The organism is Mycobacterium sp. pW045, from assembly GCF_041287085.1.
Taxonomy (GTDB): domain Bacteria; phylum Actinomycetota; class Actinomycetes; order Mycobacteriales; family Mycobacteriaceae; genus Mycobacterium; species Mycobacterium algericum_A.
Genome location: NZ_JBGGKU010000008.1, coordinates 95,709 through 114,273 on the forward strand (window position 1 = coordinate 95,709; position 18,565 = coordinate 114,273).

Here is an 18,565-nt window from a genome sequence, read left to right on the forward strand (position 1 = left end):
CTTAGAAGTCCATGCCGCCCATGCCACCGGTCGGGTCGCCCGCGGGTGCGGCCGCCTTCTCCGGCTTGTCGGCGACAACGGCCTCGGTGGTCAGGAACAGCGCCGCGATCGAGGCTGCGTTCTGCAGCGCCGAACGGGTCACCTTCACCGGGTCGGCAACGCCGGCCTTCAGCAGGTCCTCGTACTCGCCGGTGGCGGCGTTGAGGCCGGTACCGGCGGGCGAGTTGCGCACCTTCTCGGCCACCACGCCCGGCTCCAGGCCGGCGTTGAAGGCGATCTGCTTGAGCGGAGCTTCCAGCGCCACCTTGACGATGTTGGCGCCGGTCGCCTCGTCACCGGCGAGCTTCAGCTCGTCCAGCGACGGTGCCACCTGCAGCAGGGTCACGCCACCACCGGCGACGATGCCCTCCTCCACGGCGGCCTTGGCGTTACGCACCGCGTCCTCGATGCGGTGCTTGCGCTCCTTGAGCTCCACCTCGGTGGCTGCCCCGGCCTTGATGACCGCAACACCGCCGGCCAGCTTGGCCAGCCGCTCCTGCAGCTTCTCCCGGTCGTAGTCGGAGTCGCTGTTCTCGATCTCGGCGCGGATCTGCGAAACCCGACCGGCGATGGCGTCGGAGTCACCGGCGCCCTCGACGATGGTGGTCTCGTCCTTGGTCACCACGACCTTGCGGGCCTTGCCCAGCAGCGAGATGTCGGCGGTCTCCAGCGACAGACCGACCTCTTCGCTGATGACCTGGCCACCGGTGAGGATCGCCATGTCCTGCAGCATCGCCTTGCGGCGGTCACCGAAGCCCGGGGCCTTGACGGCCACCGACTTGAAGGTGCCGCGGATCTTGTTGACGACCAGGGTGGAAAGCGCCTCACCCTCAACGTCCTCGGCGATGATCAGCAGCGGCTTGCCGCCCTGGATGACCTTCTCCAGCAGGGGCAGCAGGTCCTTGACGGTCGACACCTTGGAGCTGACCAGCAGGATGTAGGGGTCCTCCAGGACCGCTTCCTGACGGTCGGCGTCGGTGACGAAGTAGCCCGAGATGTAGCCCTTGTCGAAGCGCATGCCCTCGGTCAGCTCCAGGCTCAGGCCGAAGGTCTGCGCCTCCTCGACGGTGATGACACCCTCGTTGCCGACCTTGTCCATCGCCTCGGCGATCAGGTCACCGATGGACTGGTCACCCGCGGAGATCCCGGCGGTCGCCGCGATCTGCTCCTTGGTCTCGACCTCCTTGGCGTCCTTCAGCAGGGTCTCGGAGACCTTCTCGACGGCCTTCTCGATGCCGCGCTTGAGGGCCAGCGGGTTGGCGCCGGCGGCCACGTTGCGCAGGCCTTCCTTGACCAGCGCCTGGGCCAGCACGGTGGCGGTGGTGGTGCCGTCACCGGCGACATCGTCGGTCTTCTTAGCGACCTCTTTGACCAGCTCGGCGCCGATCTTCTCGTAGGGGTCCTCCAGCTCGATCTCCTTGGCGATGGACACACCATCGTTGGTGATCGTGGGGGCGCCCCACTTCTTCTCCAGGACGACGTTGCGGCCCTTGGGACCCAGCGTCACCTTGACCGCGTCAGCGAGGGCGTTGAGGCCCCGCTCGAGGCCGCGACGGGCCTCTTCGTCATACGCAATTTGCTTAGCCATTGCGAAGTGATTCCTCCGGTTAGGGGGTGCACGTCTTGTCGGTCGGGTCAGTGCCCGCGACGGACGGCGTTGGGTGTGCTCCGCAGGTGCGGCCCCGTACCTCACCGTCCCGACCTAGCACTCGCCGGTCGCGAGTGCCAACGTCATTCTTAGCACTCGCCCTTTGAGAGTGCAAGGAGCTGCGGGGCCCGGCAATCAGGCACGGCGGCCGACTATCGCGGCGCCCGTAGACCGTCCATGACAACGTCGGTGACGCGCTCGGCCACTGCGGAGCTGTAGGACTGCATGGCCTGGCATCCGACCAGGATCGCCTTGACCTCGCGCACCCCGAGGTCGTGTCGCACCGTGCCCGCCAGCTGTCCTGCGCGCAACAACGCTTCGAGTACCGCCAGGAAGGCTTCCTCCGACTCGGGCGCAGCTTGTCCGATCTCGATGCCCACACCGGCCAGCGCCTCGGCCAGGCCACGATCCGTCGCGCCCCACTGCAGCACGATCGAGCGCAGGAACGTGAAGATCGCTATGCCGGGATCATCGGATTCCAGCAGGGCCCGCCCTTCGTCGACGACGTGCTGCATACGGTCGTTGACGACCGCCCGAAACAGCTCCTCCTTGGTCGGGAAATGCCGGTAGACGGTCCCGGGCCCGACTCCGGCGCGGCGGGCGATCTCATCGACCGCCACCGACAGCCCTTCAGCCGCAAAGGTCTCATAGGCGACCTCCAGCACGCGAGCGCGGTTGCGGGCCGCGTCGGCTCGCAACGGGCGTGCGGGTTGGGCCACTTGAGATCCTCATCGGTTGACAAAGCGGGGCGTCCGCTCCGTATAGTTGCAACCAACCGGAGCGTCCGCCCCGTTTACCTTACCGCAGCTCAGGAGGGCCTCGTGGCCAAGTGGACAACCGCCGACATCCCTGACCAGGCCGGTCGCGTCGCCGTCGTCACCGGGGCCAACACCGGTCTCGGCTTCGAGACCGCCGCTGGCCTGGCAGCGCGGGGTGCTCAAGTGGTTCTGGCGGTGCGCAACCTCGACAAGGGCAGGGACGCCGAGACCCTCATCCGGCAGCGCAGCCCGGGTGCCAGCGTTACGTTGCAGGAACTCGACCTCAGCTCGTTGGACTCCATCCGCGCCGCCGCCGAGCAGTTGCGGTCCGACCACGACCGCATCGATCTGCTGATCAACAACGCCGGGGTGATGTACCCGCCCAAGTCGACGACCAAGGACGGCTTCGAGCTGCAGTTCGGCACCAACCACCTGGGCCACTTCGCCTTCACCGGCTTACTGCTGGACCGGCTGTTGCCGGTCGCCGGCTCCCGGGTGGTGACCGTCAGCAGCATCGGGCACCGGTTGCGCGCCGACATCCACTTCGATGACCTGCAGTGGGAACGCCGTTACAACCGGGTCGAGGCCTACGGGCAGTCCAAGCTCGCCAACCTGCTGTTCACCTATGAACTGCAGCGACGGCTCGCCCCGCATGCGACGACGATCGCGCTGGCCGCGCACCCGGGCGGCTCCAACACCGAGCTGATGCGGCACCTGCCGCGCTGGGCCGCGGTCGCCTACCCGCTGATCAAGCCGATGTTTCAGGGCGCAGACATGGGCGCGCTGCCGACGCTGCGCGCGGCCACCGACCCGCAGGCGCTCGGTGGGCAGTACTTCGGTCCGGATGGCCTCACCCAGGGCCGCGGTCACCCCAAGGTGGTGGCGTCGAGCCGCAAGTCTCACGATGTCGAGCTCCAGCGGCGGCTGTGGGCCGTTTCCGAGGAGCTGACCGGGGTGGTCTATCCGGTCTGACCCGGACCTCACCGCACGTCCAGCAGTTCCTCGTAGAAACCGCCGAACCCGCGGGCCCGGTTCACCAGGTGTACCTCGAGGATCCAGTGGCAGACCCGACCGGTGCGGTCGGTACGGCGCATCGGCTCATCGGATCCGTGCGTGATGTAGAACCGGGTGTCGTCACCGGAGATTTTCTTGTGCGGGAACTCTCCCACCAGATGCCCGGCGATCGGGGCGCCGAACTCGAAGCCGCGCTCGGCGGCCAATCCGACGACATGGTCGTAGAGCTGGGCGCCGGTGATGTCGGGATGAGCCTCGAAGAACGCCCGCCCGGCCTGCCACACCCCGGGCAGCGCGTCGCGCAACGCCAGCTTGTCCGGATCAGCGCCGAGCACGAAGGTGCGACCGAAGTCGGCCTCCCACGCTTCGAAGATCGGGCCCAGATCGAGGTAGACGATGTCGTCGTCGGCCAGCAGCCGATCCGGCGGGTCGGCGTGGAACGGTTGCAGGGTGTTCTCCCCGGCGCGCACCACCCGCTTATGCCAGTGCCGCGTCACCCCGAACATGTCAGCGGCCAGGTCCCGGATCTCATCGGAGAGTTGCCGCTCGCCGACGCCCGGGCGGACCAGATTGCGGCGCGCGATTTCGTCGAACAGCGCGGCGGCTTTGGTCTGCGCGTCGAGTAACCGCTCGACGCGGACGGATTCCGGCTCACCCGGGCTGGACACGTCAGCGATGCTATCGGCTTGGCTCAGATCCAAGGGCGACCCGCTGCACCCGGCGCAAGCGCCGCGCTTGCGATCGCCCTCAGATCCAAGGGCGACCCGCTGCACCCGGCGCAAGCGCCGCGCTTGCGATCGCCCTAGACTGCATCTCGATCAGATAGGAGACCGGGTGCGGGCTGACGCAGCGCCCAGCACCCGGGCTTTGCGGGGCTGGCAACGGCGGGCTCTGGTGCGCTACCTGACCGCCAAGCCGCGCGATTTTCTGATGGTGGCCACCCCCGGCGCCGGTAAGACGACGTTCGCGCTGCGGATCGTCGCCGAGCTGCTGGCCGACCGCACCGTCGAGCGCATCACGATCGTGGTGCCCACCGATCACCTCAAGGTGCAGTGGGCGACCGCCGCCGCCGAACACGGCATCGCGCTGGATCCGCGATTCAGCAACTCCGATGCGCAGACCAGCTCGGAGTATCACGGCGTCGTCGTCACCTACGCCCAGGTCGCCAGCCACCCCACCCGGCACCGGGTTCGCACCGAGGCCGCGAAAACCCTGGTGATCTTCGATGAGATCCACCACGGCGGCGACGCCAAAAGCTGGGGCGACGGCATCCGCGAGGCGTTCTCCGACGCCACCCGCCGGCTGGCACTGACCGGAACCCCGTTCCGCAGCGACGACAGCCCCATCCCGTTCGTCACCTACGAGCCCGATGGCGCCGGCCACCTGCGCTCGGTAGCCGACGACAGCTACGGCTACCCCGAGGCACTCGCCGACGGCGTGGTGCGCCCGGTGGTGTTCATGGCCTACTCCGGCGAGGCCCGCTGGCGAGACAGCGCCGGCGAGGAGTACTCGGCCCGGCTCGGCGAACCGCTGACCGCCGAACACACCGCGCGGGCCTGGCGCACCGCGCTGGACCCGGGCGGGGAGTGGATGCCGGCGGTCATCACCGCCGCCGACAAGCGGCTGCGCCAGCTGCGCGACGGCGGTATGGCCGACGCCGGTGGCATGGTGATCGCCTCGGATCAGAAGACGGCGCGCGCCTACGCCGCGCTGTTGACCACGCTCACCGGTGAGGCCCCCACCGTGGTGCTCTCCGACGACGCGGGCGCCTCGGACAAGATCGCCCGGTTCGCAGCGGACACCAGTCGCTGGCTGGTGGCGGTGCGGATGGTCTCCGAAGGTGTCGACGTGCCGCGGCTGGCGGTCGGGGTGTACGCCACCAGCGCGTCCACCCCGCTGTTCTTCGCGCAGGCGATCGGCCGGTTCGTGCGGTCGCGGCGGCCGGGCGAGACCGCCAGCATCTTCTTGCCGTCGGTGCCGTCGCTGCTGCAGCTGGCCAGTGAGCTGGAGGCGCAGCGCAACCATGTGCTGGGCAAACCGCACCGGGAGTCCGAACGCGACGAGTTCGCCGAGGCCGAGCGCCGGCGCGACGAGCCCTCGGAGCTGGAGAACAGCTTCGAGTCGCTGGGGGCCGACGCCGAACTGGATCAGGTGATCTTCGACGGTGCCTCGTTCGGCACCGCCACTCCGGCCGGCAGTGAGGAAGAGGCCGACTATCTGGGCATCCCCGGGCTGCTGGATGCCGACCAGATGCGAGACCTGTTACGGCGCAGGCAAGAAGAGCAGCTGGACCGGCGCAGCAAGGTGGCCGGCGGGGTTGCTCCGGTGCCGGTGACCACGCACGGTCAGCTACGGGCGCTGCGCCATGAGCTCAACGCGCTGGTGTCGGCGGCGCATCACCGGCTCGGCAAGCCGCACGGCTGGATTCACAACGAGCTGCGCCGGATCTGCGGCGGCCCGCCGGTGGCGGCGGCGACGTCGGATCAGCTGCGGGCGCGGATCGAGGCCATCCGGCAGTTGTAGCTCTGACACCGCTGACACCGCTGACACCGCTTCGCCGAGCGTGTACTGACTGCGAGAAATCCGGCGAAATTTCGCAGCAGTTACACGCTCGGCGAACGTCACACCGAAATCCGAGTTGATCCAGGCCGGCAAACTGTCGTGCAACGGCATGTAGAAGTAGGTGTCCCACAGCTGCGCCAGGTCAGCGGCATCGCCCGACCCCGGCACCTCCCAATCCGAGGTGAACGAGTCGGGTCAGCGCGCCCACTTGCTGTGCGCCACCCAGGGCGAAGCCTGCGCGGCCACCGACCACGCCAACGCCTCGGGCACGTCGATCACCCGATAGGCCTTGACGCCGGCGGCGGTGGCCGCGATCAGGGTGGCCACCCCGGCGCGACGCTGAAACCAGCTCTGGTGCACGGTCCAGCCGATGATGCCGGCGGTGGCGATGCAGTAACGACGCTGCTCCCAGCTGCCGGTGCGGGCCGAAAGCCACTGCGGGTCGACGCGATGCCCCAGCGCGCGGGCCCGATCGGCGGCCAGCAGCGCCGCGCCCAGCGTCAGTGCCCCCCACACCGTCCAGTACCACACCGGAACACCGTCGACCGCCGCCGCAGCGGCCAACGCCGCGCCGGCAACCAGCGGCAGCATCATCGCCCGTGTCCAGCGCCGGCGGACCGCCGCCGGCCCGTGCCTGCGCAGCGGCCCGGTCACCACCACCGGGTCGCCGACCAGCCCGGTCAGCACCTGCTCAGCGGTCGCTCGGGGGCAGGGGGGCAGCAGGACGGAGGATTCGCCGGCACCGGTGACACCGGTCATCGCCGCGTCCAGCCGGGCGCCCCCGAGCAGCCGCACCAGCAGGGGCCGCCGCAACGTGCCGCCGCGCAGCCGGCGCATGTCGTAGCTGTGCTGCCGCACCCGCAGCAATCCGTGGCTCAGCTCCAGCACATCTCCGGCCGCCCCGGACCTGCGGGACAACACCAGGTTTCCGTAGGTCAGCGCCGAGCGCAGCACCGCTAGCAGGATCGCCGCCAGCAGCACCAGAGCGGCGATCGCCGCGGCCGTCTGTTGCGCCCCGAACCGCTCGGCGGCCGCCAGCCAGGACCGGTGCAGCGCCGAATCGCGCAGTGCCTCCCCGGCGCCGCTCTGATACAGCGCGCCCACCGCGGCGCCGATCGTCACCAGCCCGGAGAGACTCAATGCGCTGTAACGCAGCCACGACGGGCTCCACCGGGCCAACACCGTGGTGCGGGCGGCAACCGGCCCGGCGGCGGTTCGAGCCGGCTGACCGGTGTGCGCCAGCAGGATTCGACGCAGCTGCGGCACTTGCTTGCTCTCGACAGCGTCCAGCTCGAACATGGTGTCCCCGGCGGCCTGCTGGCCGGTGCTGACCCGAAGTACCGTCAACCCGAGCAGCCGGTGCAGCAGTCGAGCATCGGTCTCCACTGAGCGGATTCTGTTGCGCGGCACCGAAAGTACCTTCCGGCGTAACAACCCGGAGCGCAGCTGGACCCGGCCGGCTTCGGGGTCGGGCTCGATTCGGTAGGTGGTGGTGAACCAGCGCGTCACCCCGACCACCGCGATCACTCCCACCACGGCGAGCACCCAGCCGGAGTTGTCGGTCGCCGAGCCGAACACCACCACCGCGATCAGCAGCGGTAGTTCGCGCAACGCTTCGTGCAGCGGATGCACCAGCAGCATCCGCGGACTCAGCCGCTGCCAGGCCGGCTCGCGACTCACGTGGCGTCCCCGGCACCCAGCGCGGCGATATCGGTCAGCTGTGCCACCACGCGGTCGGCGACGGGAGCGTCGAGCGCCACAATGTGCACCGCCCCGGCCGACGAGGCGGTGGTGACCCGGACATTGGCCAGTCCGAGCAACCGGTCCAGCGGCCCGCGGTAGGTGTCGACGGTCTGGATCCGGGAGATCGGCGCGATCCGGCGCTCCTGCACCAGCCAGCCGGTGCGGGTGTAGACCGCCTGATCGCTGATGTCCCACCGATGTACGCGATAGCGCCACAGCGGTGCCACGCCCGCCGACACCAGCAGCCCCAGCACGGTGACCGCCAAGGCGGCGGCGTGCAACCAGGCCAGCCGCTCGTCGGCGACCGCCCACCCCAGTTGCAGCACTGCCAGCACCAGCCAGGGAACCGCGCCGACCAGCGCCCACACCAACGGCGCGCGGGGACTGGGCGGGTTGGCGGGGTCGACCATGGTGATCTCCGCGGGACGGTCTGCGTTGGGCGCCATGCAACAGAGAATGACCCAGCGCCGCGGCGCTGTCACCTCCGCGGGCAGAACCGCTCCGCGCTGCCGACGCCGGCACGGGAGCTGTCCGACACCCCGAACTGCAGCAGCGGCTGTGGGCGGTCTCCGAGGAACTGACAGGAATCACCGTCGCGGCCTGAGTCAGACTGTCGTCATGCGATCTGTCGAGGAGCACCAGCGGGCCGTCGCCGAGCTGATCCGGGCCCGCCCGCCGGGCGCCGTTGCGCTCGCCGACGCCGAGGGGCTGGTGCTGGCCGCCGAGGTGACCGCGCCGATCTCGTTGCCGGTTTTCGACAACTCCGGCATGGACGGCTACGCCGTACTTGCCGACGACGTGGCCGCGGCAACACCGGACAGCCCGGTGCGGTTGCCGGTGGCCGAAGACATTCCGGCCGGCCGCACCGACGTGCCCACGCTGGAACCCGGTACCGCCCACCGCATCATGACCGGTGCGCCCGTTCCGTTCGGCGCCGACGCGGTGGTTCCCGTCGAGGCCACCGACGGCGGCGTCGACGTGGTGGCGATCAGTGCCGCGACCGCCCGGGGACGTCACATCCGCCGCGCCGGCGGGGACGTCGCGCAGGGCGCGACCGTGCTGTGGGCCGGGCAGGTCGTCACTCCACCGGCGGTGGGTTTGGCCGCGGCACTGGGCTTGGCCGAGTTGACGGTGCGGCCCCGCCAACGAGTGCTGGTGATCTCCACCGGTAGTGAACTGATCAAACCGGGCAGCCCGCTGGAACCCGGACAGATCTATGAGTCCAACGGAGTGATGCTGGCCGCCGCGGTGCGCGAGGCCGGGGCCGAGGTGGTGGCCGCGGTCACCGTCGCCGACGACACCGCCGAGTTCACCGCGGTGCTCGACCGGTACGGCGTGCGAGAAGGCGCGGTGGATCTGATCATCACCAGCGGCGGGGTCAGCGCGGGCGCCTACGAGGTGGTCAAGGACGTCTTCGGCCGCGACGGCGACCAGGGGGTGGATTTCGTCAAGGTCGCGATGCAGCCGGGCATGCCGCAGGGGATCGGCCGAGTCGGCGAGGCTGCCATCATCACGCTGCCCGGCAATCCGGTCAGCGCGCAGGTGTCCTTCGAGGTGTTCGTCCGCCCGGTGTTGCGCCGCGCGATGGACCTGCCCGCCCCGGATCGGCTGCGCCGCACCGCCGTGCTCAGCGAGAAACTGACCTCACCGGCGGGCCGGCGGCAGTTCCGGCGCGGCCTGCTCGACCACGAAACCGGGACGGTCACCAACTACGGCCCGCCGGCCTCCCACCATCTGCGCTACCTGGCGTCGGCCAACTGCCTGCTCGACATCGCCGACGAGGTGACCGAACTGGCGATCGGCACCCCGGTGGAGGTTTGGGACCTCACCGGGTGAACCGCCGGCAGCTTCTAAGATGGCCGGATGGCCAGACGACCCCGCGCAGCAGATGATCCCGGCGGTCTGCGACACCTGATCGATCTCGTGCGCTCGACGGTGCCGCCGATGCACCCCGCCGGCTTGCCGTTCGTCGCCGGCGGTCTGGGCGTGGCGGCGTTGGGCCGCAAGCAGCGCTGGGTGCGCGGAGCCGGGCTACTGGCCGCGGGTGCCAGCGCCGGATTCTTCCGGCATCCCCGCCGGGTACCGCCGACCCGCCCCGGTGTGGTGGTGGCCCCCGCCGACGGCATGGTCTGCCTGGTCGACAGCGCCACCCCGCCGCCCGAACTGGACCTGCCCGACACTCCGCTGCCGCGGGTCAGCATCTTCATGTCGGTGTTCGACGCGCACGTGCAGCGGGCTCCGGTCGGCGGTGAGGTGCTCGACGTGCTGCACCGGGCCGGCCGGTTCGGGTCGGCGGACCGCACCGAGGCCAGCGAGGACAACGAGCGCAACAGCGTGCGGATCCGCACCGCTGAGGGCGCCGAGGTGATCGCCGTGCAGGTCGCCGGCCTGGTTGCAAGGCGCATCCTCTGCGAAATCCGGCCCGGTGACCATGTCGCGATCGGCGATACCTACGGCTTGATCCGGTTCGGTTCCCGACTCGACGTCTATCTGCCGGTCGGGACGCAGCCGCTGGTCGGCGTGGGGCAGCGCATGGTCGCCGGTGAGACGGTGCTGGCCCAGCTGCCATGACGAGTTCCGCCCACCCGGTCCACCCGACGACCCGCACCCGGGGCCCGGTCGGCCTGCACATCCTGCCCAGCTCGATGACGGTGCTGGCCATCTGTGCCGGCCTGACGTCGATCAAGTACGCGCTGGACGGCCAGCCGCACGTGGCGATGGCGCTGATCGCGGCGGCCGCCATCCTCGACGGTCTGGACGGCCGGGTGGCCCGCATCCTCGACGCCCAATCCCGGATGGGCGCCGAGATCGATTCGCTGGCCGACGCGGTCGACTTCGGGGTGGCGCCGGCGGTGGTGATTTACGTGTCGCTGCTGTCGACGCAGCCGGCGGGCTGGATCGTGGTGCTGCTGTATGCGGTGTGCGTGGTGCTGCGGCTGGCCCGGTTCAACGCGTTGCTCGACGACGCCACTCTGCCGGCCTATACCCGCGAGTTCTTCGTCGGCATGCCCGCCCCGGCCGGAGCGATCACGCTGATGGGCCTGCTGGCCGCGAAACTGCAGTTCGGCGACGGCTGGTGGACGTCGCAGTGGTTCACCTGCGCCTGGGTGGTAGGCACGTCGATGCTGCTGGTCAGCCGGATCCCGATGCGCAAGATGCATGCCGTCTCGGTGCCGCCGCATCTGGCGGCGGTGCTGCTGGCGGTGCTGGCGCTGGTGGCCGCCGCGGCGTTCCTGTTCCCGTATGTGCTGGTGCTGGTGCTGATCGTGGCCTACCTGTGCACCATTCCGTTCTCGGTCCGCAGCCAGCGCTGGGTGGCCGCGCACCCGGAGGCGTGGGAGCACGCTCCCCGGGAACGCCGGGCCGCGCGCCGGGAGATCCGCCGGTCGCAGCCGGGACGCCGCCCGTTGGGCATCCGCCGGCCCAGCGGGCAATCGATGGCCCGGCTGCGGTTGCGCAAGCCCGGCCGCTGAGCTATCCGGAGCAGTACTCGCGGGTCGCCGACGTCAGTGCGCCGTGTTCGAACTCGGCGAGTCGGCGCGCGGCGCTGACCTCCCGCACCGCCTCGTTGAGCCGGGCGGCGCACTCCGGCGAATGCAGCTGCTGCCATCGCAGCCCGATCTGGCTGAGCATCTCGCGGTTGAATCCGTCGATGCGGGCCCGTGATTCCGCCAGCTCGGGGGCGCTCGCCGGCGCGGTGGCCGGGTCCAGTTTCCACTGCGCGAACCGGTGGTGCTCGACGGCTTCGGTGGCCGCGATCTGATCGCCGAAGATCCGCTGCACGTAGTCGGGGTCGAGGTCGTCGCGGGCGGCATCGTCGGCCAGTTTCGCCAGTTGCTGCTGCACCCGGGCCGGGTCCTCGATGGCTCCGCCGGTCCGCCATTTGACCGCCGCCACGTCATCGGCGACCTGGAGCCGCCCGGCGGCGGCGTCAACCAGTTCGGCCAGTGGGTTCGCCGGGTCGGCGTGAGACGGCACCGCTATCGCCAGCAGCGTGACCGCGCCGATCGCCGACAGCAACGAGCGGTGGTATGCCGATAATGGCCGCATGGGTTCTATTGAAGAGCATCGGGACGGCGATGCCTCCCGGACCTCCCCCCGCCACCTCACGCTGATCGCCCGGCTGAACACCTCGGCTGTCGATTCCCGCCGCGGTGTGGTCCGGTTGCACCCCGAAGCCGTTGCCGCCCTGGGCATCCGGGAATGGGATGCGGTGTCGCTGACCGGTTCGCGCACCACGGCAGCGGTGGCCGGATTGGCTACGGCAGGCTCGCCGGCCGGCGTGGTGCTGCTCGACGACGTCACGCTGTCCAACGCCGGTCTGCGTGACGGCACCGAGGTGGTGGTAGCCGCAGCCACCGTCTACGGCGCCCGCTCGGTGACGCTGAGCGGGTCGAAGCTGGCCTCGCAGTCGGTCTCGCCGGCCACTTTGCGTCAAGCACTGCTGGGCAAGGTACTCACCGTCGGTGACGCGGTGTCGCTACTGCCGCGCGATCTGGGTCCGGGCACCTCGACCTCGGCGGCCACCACCGCACTCGCGTCCGCGGTAGGGATCAGCTGGACCTCGGAGCTGTTGACGGTGACCGGGGTGGATCCCGCCGGACCGGTGAGTGTGCAACCAAATTCCCTGGTTACCTGGGGCAACGGCGGCACCGTCACGGCGAAGCCGTCGGCCGCCGCGCAGGTACGTCCGGCCCGGATCGCCATCGACGAGCTCAAGGGCTGCGAGGCCCAGGCCGCCAAACTCGCCGAATGGCTCAAGCTGGCCCTCGACGAGCCGCAGCTGCTCAAGACGCTCAACGCCGGAACCAACCTCGGGGTGCTGGTGTCGGGGCCGGCCGGGGTCGGCAAGACGACGCTGGTGCGGGCGGTGTGCGAGGGCCGGCGGCTGCTCGAGCTCGACGGGCCCGAGATCGGGGCGCTGGCCGCCGATGACCGGCTGGCCGCGGTGCGCTCGGCGGTGGCGAAGGTCCGCGACGGTGGCGGCGTGCTGCTGATCGCCGACGTAGACACCCTGCTGCCCGAGCCGCCGGAGCCGGTCGCGACGTTGATCCTGGCCGAACTGCGCACCGCCGTGGCCACCGAGGGGGTGGCGTTCATCGCCACCTCGGCGCTGCCCGACCGGGTCGACCCGCGGCTGCGGGCACCGGAGTTGTGCGACCGGGAGATCCGGCTGAGCTTGCCCGACGGCGCGACCCGGGCCGCACTGCTGGCCACCCTGCTCATCTCGGTTCCCACCGCAGACCTGACGCTGGGTGAGATCGCCGACCGCACACCGGGTTTCGTGGCCGCTGACCTTGCCGCACTGGTGCGCGAGGCGGCGCTGCGGGCGGCGTCAAGGGCCAGTGAGAGCAACGAGGCACCCACGCTCACCCAGGAGGACCTGATCGGGGCGCTCAGTGTGATCCGTCCGCTGTCGCGTTCGGCGGCCGCGGAGGTCTCGGTCGGTTCGGTCACCCTCGATGACGTCGGGGATATGGAAGCCACCAAACAGGCGCTGACCGAGGCGATCCTGTGGCCGCTGCAGCACCCGGACACCTTTACCCGCCTGGGCGTCGATCCCCCGCACGGCGTGCTGCTCTACGGCCCGCCGGGGTGCGGCAAGACGTTCGTGGTGCGCGCCCTGGCCGGTTCCGGGAGGGTCAGCGTGCACGCGGTCAAGGGCGCCGAGCTGATGGACAAGTGGGTGGGCAGCAGCGAGCGGGCGGTGCGGGATCTGTTTCAGCGCGCGCGTGATTCCGCGCCGTCGCTGGTGTTCCTCGATGAGATCGACGCGCTGGCGCCGCGGCGGGGGCAGAGCTTCGACTCCGGGGTGACCGACCGGGTGGTGGCCGCGCTGCTGACCGAGCTCGACGGCGTCAACCCGCTGCGTGATGTGGTCGTGGTCGGCGCCACCAACCGGCCGGAGCTGATCGACCCGGCCCTGACCCGGCCGGGCCGGTTGGAGAAGCTGGTGTTTGTCGAGCCCCCCGACGCCGACGCCCGCCGCCAGATTCTGCGGGTGGCCGGAAAGTCCGTGCCGTTGCATGACGACGTCGACCTCGACGCGCTGGCCGCCGACCTCGACGGCTACAGCGCCGCGGACTGCGTGGCGCTGCTGCGCGAAGCGGCCCTGACCGCGATGCGGCGCTCCATCGACGCCGCCGACGTGACGATGGCCGATATCAACGCTGCGCGCGAAACCGTCCGACCCTCACTGGATCCCGCCCAGATCGACGCGCTGCGATCCTTCGCCGACAACCGCTAGCCCATCCCCTGCGCGAGCGTGCGTGTCCCCGGCCGACACACCGCACAAATCACCGGTTTTACGCACGCCGATCGCTGACGTCAGGAGCCATCGGCCGGTGCGGCGACGTCGCGGCCGGCGCTAACCGCCCCGGCTGGCCTCGTATCCACTGGTGAGCCGGTAGACCGCTCGGTCCAGGCTGGGCAGGATGTCGGTGATCGCGATCTCGCCGGCGGCGAAGCGGGCGGACAGCCCATAGATCAGGTTCGAGATGATGACATCCAGGTCGGCGATGAAGGTTTCGTCGACGTCGGAGAGCGCCGCCCGCATCGCGGGGCCCACCACGTCGAGGCCTCGACGGACCAACTTCTCACCGCCGGGCGCCGAGCGGGCCCGAACGTAAGCCGTCAGCATCGCGGGGTGGCGCTCCCACGGCTCGAAGAGGGTGCGGTACAGGCTCATCAGCGCGGCATATAGCGACTCCCCGGGCTCCGGCGAATGCGAGACCACGCCGGAGTAACGGTTCTCCACCATCCAGGCGTCCAGCGCGGCCAGGATGAGTTCATCGCGGGTGACATACCGCTTGTAGATGGTGGCCAGCGACACCCGGGCGCGCCGGGCGACCTCGCGGAGTTGAACCGCGTCGTAGCCCTGTGTTTCCAGGATCTCGACCACGATGCCGAGGATCCGATCGTCCGGACCGGACATCGATTCACCCCCTTGCCGTCGTTGAGTAACCAGGTTACCGTACGGGCATGGGTTCTCTGGATGGAAAAGTCGCATTCATCACCGGGGCGGCGCGCGGGCAGGGGCGCAGCCACGCGGTGCGCCTGGCCGCCGACGGCGCCGACATCATCGGCGTGGACATCTGCGCCGACATCGCCTCCAACGGCTACCCGATGGGCTCCCGCGACGAGCTGGACGAGACGGTCGCCTTGGTGGAGGCGCAGGGCGGCAAGATGATCGGCTCGGTCGCCGACGTCCGCGACTTCGCAGCGCTGAAGGCGGCACTAGACGCCGGTGTCGAGCACTTCGGCCGGCTCGACATCGTCTGCGCCAACGCCGGCATCGCCGCCATGGCGTTTCGCGAGCTGACCGACGAGGAAGACCTGCAGATGTGGACCGACGTGCTCGACGTCAACCTGGTCGGCTCATTCCACACCGCCAAAGCCGCCATTCCGCACCTGATCGCCGGCGGCCGGGGCGGGTCGATCGTGTTCACCAGCTCGACGGCCGGGCTCAAGGGTTTCGGCGGGCTGCAGGGCGGCGGTCTGGGCTACGCGGCGTCCAAGCACGGCATCGTCGGTTTAATGCGAACACTGGCCAACGCCCTTGCCCCGCAGAGCATCCGGGTCAACACCGTGCACCCGACCGCGGTCAACACCATGATGGCGGTGAACCCGGCCATGACATCGTTCCTGGAGCACTACCCCGACGGCGGCCCGCATCTGCAGAATCCGATGCCAGTCGGCATGCTCGAACCCGAAGACATCAGCGCCGCGATCGCCTACCTGGTCTCCGACGCTGCCCGCTACGTCACCGGGGTGACCTTCCCCGTCGACGCCGGCTTCTGCAACAAGCTATGAGTCAGCGGGTGGCGGGCAAGCGGGTGCTGGTCACCGGCGCCGCCCGGGGCATGGGTCGCAGCCACGCCGTGCGGCTGGCCGAGGAGGGTGCCGACCTCATCCTGGTGGACATCTGCGCGTCGCTGCCGGAGATCGACTATCCGCTGGCCGCGGCCGAAGACCTCGAGCAGACCGCCCGGCTGGTCGAAGAACAGGGTCGCCGTGCTGTCACCCGTGTGGTGGACGTCCGCGATGCCGCCGCGCTGCGGACCGCGGTCGACGACGGCGTCGCCCAGCTCGGCGGTCTAGACGCCTCGGTCGCCAACGCCGGGGTGATCACCGGTGGGACCTGGGATACCACCACCTCCGAGCAGTGGCGCACCGTGGTCGACGTCAATCTGATCGGCGCGTGGAACACCTGCGCGGCAGCGTTGCCGCACCTGGTCTCCCACGGCGGCAGCCTGATCAACGTCAGTTCGGTGGCCGGGCTGAAGGGCAGCCCGCTGCACACGCCCTACACCGCGTCCAAACACGGGGTGGTGGGCATGAGCCGTGCATTGGCCAATGAGCTTGCAGCGGTGAATGTCCGGGTCAACACGGTGCATCCCACCGGGGTGGAGACCGGGATGCGGCCGGATGCGCTGCACGCCCTGCTGCACGGCGAGCGCGCCGACCTCGGCCCGATCTTCCAGAACGCGTTGCCGATCATCATGACCGAGGCCCGCGACGTCAGCAACGCGGTGCTGTTCCTGGTCTCCGACGAGTCCCGGCATGTGACCGGGCTGGAGTTCAAGGTGGATGCCGGTGCCACCCTCCGGTGAGGCGGGGCGTGGAGCGCGCGCATTCGCCGAGTTGATGGCCCTCCCGATCCCAGACACCGCCGCCCCCGCCGCAACCCTGCTCGACTTCGTGTTCGGCGAGATCTGGCAGCGTCCGGGATTGCGTCGCCGCGACCGATGGTTCATCGCGCTGCCCTGCCTGGCCGCAGCCGACACCGAGCAGCCGCTACGCGAACACATCTACGCGGCATTGCACAGCGGCGACGTCACCATCGACGAAATGCGGGAAGCCGTATTGCATTTCGCCGTGTACGCCGGCTGGCCGAAGGCGTCCCTGTTCAACATGACCGTCGACGAACAATGGGCGCGCATCCACACCGAGCGCGGTGAACCGGTACCGCCGCCGACACCACTGCTGCCGCTGTCCACCCCGAGCGACCCCGAAGCTCGCCTGCTCGTCGGCGAGCAGGCCTTCCGGGACGTCAACTGCCTGCCCTACGTGCCGGCCCGCGACGACCCGTACTCGGGCGCGGGGATCTTGAACTTTGTCTTCGGCGAGATGTGGCTGCGGCCCGGGCTGGGCATGAAGCAGCGGCGGCTGGTGACCGTGGCGTGCGTGGCGTTTCAGGATGCCCCCTACCCGATCCTCAGTCACGTCTACGCCGCCCTGAAGAGCCGCGACGTGTCCTTCGACGAAATCGATGAGGCCGCCTTGCAGTTCGGTGCCTACTACGGCTGGCCCAAGGCGTCGCGACTGCTCGACGTGATCGAGGAGCAGAAGCAGCGCGTCACGCAGGAGTGGGCTGAGGAAGGCAATGCATGACGCTGCCCGTCACGCACGACCACATCTATCCGGCCACCGGCCGACCGAACGCCACTGTGACACTGGCCGGCGCAGCGGAGATTCACCAGGCCGTGGCCGCAGCGCAAGAGGCGCAGCGAGAATGGATTGCGCTGACCGTCGACCGACGCCGCGACCTGCTGATCGACTTGGCCGACGTGGTGCACCAGCATCTCGGCGAATTGGCCGCGCTGAACGTCCAAGACTATGCGGTACCGATCTCGTTCGCCGGGAACGCAATTCTGCTCGAGCGATTCCTACGCCACTTCGCGGGCTACGCCGATAAGCCGCACGGCTCCAGCACGCCGGTGAGCGAATCCTTCGACGTCAACCTGATCGAACGCGAACCGTACGGTGTGGTGGGTGTTATCGCCCCTTGGAACGGCGCGCTGGTGGTCGCCGGATCGTGCGTTGCACCCGCGCTTGCAGCAGGCAACGCGGTGGTGTTCAAGCCCTCCGAGCTCGCGCCGCTAGCCGCGCTGCGCTTCGGTGAACTGTGTCTGGAGGCGGGCATGCCGCCGGGGCTGGTCAGCGTGATGCCCGCCGCCGCAGCGGGCGGTGATGCGCTGGTGCGCCATCCCGGCATTCGCAAGATCCATTTCACGGGAGGCGAAAACACCGCCCGCAGCGTGCTGCAGGCCGCCGCCGTCAACCTCACCCCGGTCGTCACCGAACTCGGCGGCAAGTCGGCCAGTATCGTCTTCGCCGACGCCGACCTCGACGCTGCGGCACAGCTTGCCGCGCATCAGGGTCCCTTGATGCAGTCCGGCCAGAGCTGCGCCTGCGCCAGCCGAGTGCTGGTGCACGAGTCGGTCTACGACACCTTCGTCGAGAAGTTCCTGGCCGCGGTGGGCCGTGCCAAGGTGGGCGATCCGCTCGATCCCACGGTGATGTTCGGTCCGGTGATCAGCCAGGCCGCCACCGACCGCATCCTGGATGTGATCGGGCGGGCAGCCACTGATGGCAGTGGGGAACTTCTTGCCGGCGGCCGGCGGCTCGGTGGTGAGCTCTCATCGGGCTACTACATCGAGCCGACGGTATTCGGCGGCGTCGACAACTCCTCGCCGCTGGCCCAGACCGAAACGTTTGGTCCCGTCGTGTCCGTGATGAGGTTCCGCGACGACGCCGAAGCCGTCGCACTGGCCAACGGCACCCGCTACGGACTCAACGCGTTCGTCCACACCCGCGATCTGCTGCGCGCCCACCGGATCTCCCGGCAGCTGGAAGCCGGCTCGGTCTGGATCAATACCATCAGCAGTATCTCACCGCAGGGCCCCTACGGCGGTTACAAGCAGAGTGGATTCGGGCGCACCGGAGGCGCCGACGGGCTCCACGAGTTTCTGCAGATCAAAAACATTCGCATCGGTATGAACTGAAGTCCTGCCCACCG

17 protein-coding genes are annotated in these 18,565 nt (G+C 69.6%); 10 read left to right on the forward strand and 7 right to left on the reverse strand.

The window, feature by feature from the left end; translation table 11 throughout:
• Position 1: 1 nt before the first annotated feature.
• Complete coding sequence (gene groL / locus ACAG20_RS14455) at positions 2-1,627, reverse strand: chaperonin GroEL (RefSeq protein ID WP_370493033.1); 1,626 nt, start codon at positions 1,625-1,627, stop codon at positions 2-4.
• A 212-nt stretch (positions 1,628-1,839) separates the two neighbouring features.
• Complete coding sequence (locus tag ACAG20_RS14460; RefSeq protein WP_370493034.1) at positions 1,840-2,406, reverse strand: TetR/AcrR family transcriptional regulator; 567 nt, start codon at positions 2,404-2,406, stop codon at positions 1,840-1,842.
• Positions 2,407-2,508: 102 nt separating this feature from the next.
• Here ACAG20_RS14460 and ACAG20_RS14465 point away from each other — a divergent pair, with 102 nt between their 5' ends.
• Entirely contained in the window at positions 2,509-3,417 is a 909-nt protein-coding gene (locus tag ACAG20_RS14465) for an SDR family NAD(P)-dependent oxidoreductase (protein ID WP_370493035.1), read from the forward strand.
• An 8-nt stretch (positions 3,418-3,425) separates the two neighbouring features.
• Here ACAG20_RS14465 and ACAG20_RS14470 read toward each other — a convergent pair whose 3' ends face one another.
• Positions 3,426-4,127 (reverse strand): M24 family metallopeptidase, encoded by a 702-nt coding sequence (locus ACAG20_RS14470; protein ID WP_370493036.1) that lies wholly within the window; start codon positions 4,125-4,127, stop codon positions 3,426-3,428.
• Positions 4,128-4,293: 166 nt separating this feature from the next.
• On the opposite strand from ACAG20_RS14470, the gene ACAG20_RS14475 reads away from it, so the two are divergent.
• Complete coding sequence (locus tag ACAG20_RS14475) at positions 4,294-5,982, forward strand: DEAD/DEAH box helicase (RefSeq protein ID WP_370493037.1); 1,689 nt, start codon at positions 4,294-4,296, stop codon at positions 5,980-5,982.
• Positions 5,983-6,216: 234 nt separating this feature from the next.
• On the opposite strand, the gene ACAG20_RS14480 is transcribed toward ACAG20_RS14475, so the two are convergent.
• Both ACAG20_RS14480 and ACAG20_RS14485 read right to left on the reverse strand, forming a co-directional pair.
• Entirely contained in the window at positions 6,217-7,662 is a 1,446-nt protein-coding gene (locus ACAG20_RS14480; protein WP_370493122.1) for a PH domain-containing protein, read from the reverse strand.
• 35 nt (positions 7,663-7,697) lie between these two features.
• Positions 7,698-8,210 carry a PH domain-containing protein gene (locus ACAG20_RS14485; protein ID WP_370493038.1) on the reverse strand — a complete coding sequence of 171 codons (513 nt, stop codon included), beginning with the start codon at positions 8,208-8,210 and terminating at the stop codon, positions 7,698-7,700.
• Positions 8,211-8,382: 172 nt separating this feature from the next.
• On the opposite strand from ACAG20_RS14485, the gene glp reads away from it, so the two are divergent.
• From glp to pssA, 3 genes are read left to right on the forward strand one after another with little or no spacing between them, the layout of a single operon-like run.
• The gene (gene glp / locus ACAG20_RS14490; RefSeq protein ID WP_370493039.1) at positions 8,383-9,600 is read left to right on the forward strand and encodes a gephyrin-like molybdotransferase Glp; all 1,218 of its coding nucleotides are present in this window, start codon (positions 8,383-8,385) and stop codon (positions 9,598-9,600) included.
• Positions 9,601-9,627: 27 nt separating this feature from the next.
• The gene (locus tag ACAG20_RS14495; RefSeq protein ID WP_370493040.1) at positions 9,628-10,335 is read left to right on the forward strand and encodes a phosphatidylserine decarboxylase; all 708 of its coding nucleotides are present in this window, start codon (positions 9,628-9,630) and stop codon (positions 10,333-10,335) included.
• Complete coding sequence (gene pssA / locus ACAG20_RS14500; RefSeq protein ID WP_370493041.1) at positions 10,332-11,237, forward strand: CDP-diacylglycerol--serine O-phosphatidyltransferase; 906 nt, start codon at positions 10,332-10,334, stop codon at positions 11,235-11,237. The genes ACAG20_RS14495 and pssA overlap by 4 nt, the downstream gene beginning before the upstream one ends.
• A 1-nt stretch (position 11,238) precedes the next feature.
• Here pssA and ACAG20_RS14505 read toward each other — a convergent pair whose 3' ends face one another.
• On the reverse strand, positions 11,239-11,814 hold the full coding sequence (locus ACAG20_RS14505) for a chorismate mutase (RefSeq protein ID WP_370493042.1): 576 nt from the start codon (positions 11,812-11,814) through the stop codon (positions 11,239-11,241).
• Here ACAG20_RS14505 and ACAG20_RS14510 point away from each other — a divergent pair.
• Positions 11,813-14,011 carry an AAA family ATPase gene (locus ACAG20_RS14510; RefSeq protein ID WP_370493043.1) on the forward strand — a complete coding sequence of 733 codons (2,199 nt, stop codon included), beginning with the start codon at positions 11,813-11,815 and terminating at the stop codon, positions 14,009-14,011. The two genes, ACAG20_RS14505 and ACAG20_RS14510, sit on opposite strands and share 2 nt — an antisense overlap.
• A gap of 120 nt (positions 14,012-14,131) precedes the next feature.
• Here ACAG20_RS14510 and ACAG20_RS14515 read toward each other — a convergent pair whose 3' ends face one another.
• Positions 14,132-14,698, reverse strand: coding sequence for a TetR family transcriptional regulator (locus ACAG20_RS14515; protein WP_370493044.1), 567 nt, complete (start codon positions 14,696-14,698; stop codon positions 14,132-14,134).
• Between the two features lie 47 nt (positions 14,699-14,745).
• Here ACAG20_RS14515 and ACAG20_RS14520 point away from each other — a divergent pair, with 47 nt between their 5' ends.
• Genes ACAG20_RS14520 through ACAG20_RS14535 form a run of 4 tightly spaced genes read left to right on the forward strand, consistent with a single transcriptional unit; the run spans position 14,746 to position 18,551 of the window.
• Positions 14,746-15,576, forward strand: coding sequence for a mycofactocin-coupled SDR family oxidoreductase (locus ACAG20_RS14520; RefSeq protein WP_370493045.1), 831 nt, complete (start codon positions 14,746-14,748; stop codon positions 15,574-15,576).
• A complete protein-coding gene (locus tag ACAG20_RS14525; RefSeq protein ID WP_370493046.1) occupies positions 15,573-16,376 on the forward strand; it encodes a mycofactocin-coupled SDR family oxidoreductase in 804 nt (267 codons plus the stop codon). The genes ACAG20_RS14520 and ACAG20_RS14525 overlap by 4 nt, the downstream gene beginning before the upstream one ends.
• Positions 16,354-17,157, forward strand: coding sequence for a carboxymuconolactone decarboxylase family protein (locus tag ACAG20_RS14530; protein WP_370493047.1), 804 nt, complete (start codon positions 16,354-16,356; stop codon positions 17,155-17,157). Before ACAG20_RS14525 ends, ACAG20_RS14530 begins: the two co-directional genes overlap by 23 nt.
• Positions 17,154-18,551, forward strand: coding sequence for an aldehyde dehydrogenase (locus tag ACAG20_RS14535; RefSeq protein ID WP_370493048.1), 1,398 nt, complete (start codon positions 17,154-17,156; stop codon positions 18,549-18,551). Before ACAG20_RS14530 ends, ACAG20_RS14535 begins: the two co-directional genes overlap by 4 nt.
• Positions 18,552-18,565: the final 14 nt, after the last annotated feature.

Bases quoted from the DNA above. Each gene is read 5' to 3' on its own strand.
- groL (WP_370493033.1), bottom strand. From the start codon at position 1,627: ATGGCTAAGCAAATTGCGTATGACGAAGAGGCCCGTCGCGGCCTCGAG.
- ACAG20_RS14480 (WP_370493122.1), bottom strand. From the start codon at position 7,662: ATGCTGCTGGTGCATCCGCTGCACGAAGCGTTGCGCGAACTACCGCTG.
- ACAG20_RS14485 (WP_370493038.1), bottom strand. From the start codon at position 8,210: ATGGCGCCCAACGCAGACCGTCCCGCGGAGATCACCATGGTCGACCCC.
- glp (WP_370493039.1), top strand. From the start codon at position 8,383: ATGCGATCTGTCGAGGAGCACCAGCGGGCCGTCGCCGAGCTGATCCGG.
- ACAG20_RS14495 (WP_370493040.1), top strand. From the start codon at position 9,628: ATGGCCAGACGACCCCGCGCAGCAGATGATCCCGGCGGTCTGCGACAC.
- pssA (WP_370493041.1), top strand. From the start codon at position 10,332: ATGACGAGTTCCGCCCACCCGGTCCACCCGACGACCCGCACCCGGGGC.
- ACAG20_RS14510 (WP_370493043.1), top strand. From the start codon at position 11,813: ATGGGTTCTATTGAAGAGCATCGGGACGGCGATGCCTCCCGGACCTCC.
- ACAG20_RS14505 (WP_370493042.1), bottom strand. From the start codon at position 11,814: ATGCGGCCATTATCGGCATACCACCGCTCGTTGCTGTCGGCGATCGGC.
- ACAG20_RS14515 (WP_370493044.1), bottom strand. From the start codon at position 14,698: ATGTCCGGTCCGGACGATCGGATCCTCGGCATCGTGGTCGAGATCCTG.
- ACAG20_RS14520 (WP_370493045.1), top strand. From the start codon at position 14,746: ATGGGTTCTCTGGATGGAAAAGTCGCATTCATCACCGGGGCGGCGCGC.
- ACAG20_RS14525 (WP_370493046.1), top strand. From the start codon at position 15,573: ATGAGTCAGCGGGTGGCGGGCAAGCGGGTGCTGGTCACCGGCGCCGCC.
- ACAG20_RS14530 (WP_370493047.1), top strand. From the start codon at position 16,354: ATGCCGGTGCCACCCTCCGGTGAGGCGGGGCGTGGAGCGCGCGCATTC.
- ACAG20_RS14535 (WP_370493048.1), top strand. From the start codon at position 17,154: ATGACGCTGCCCGTCACGCACGACCACATCTATCCGGCCACCGGCCGA.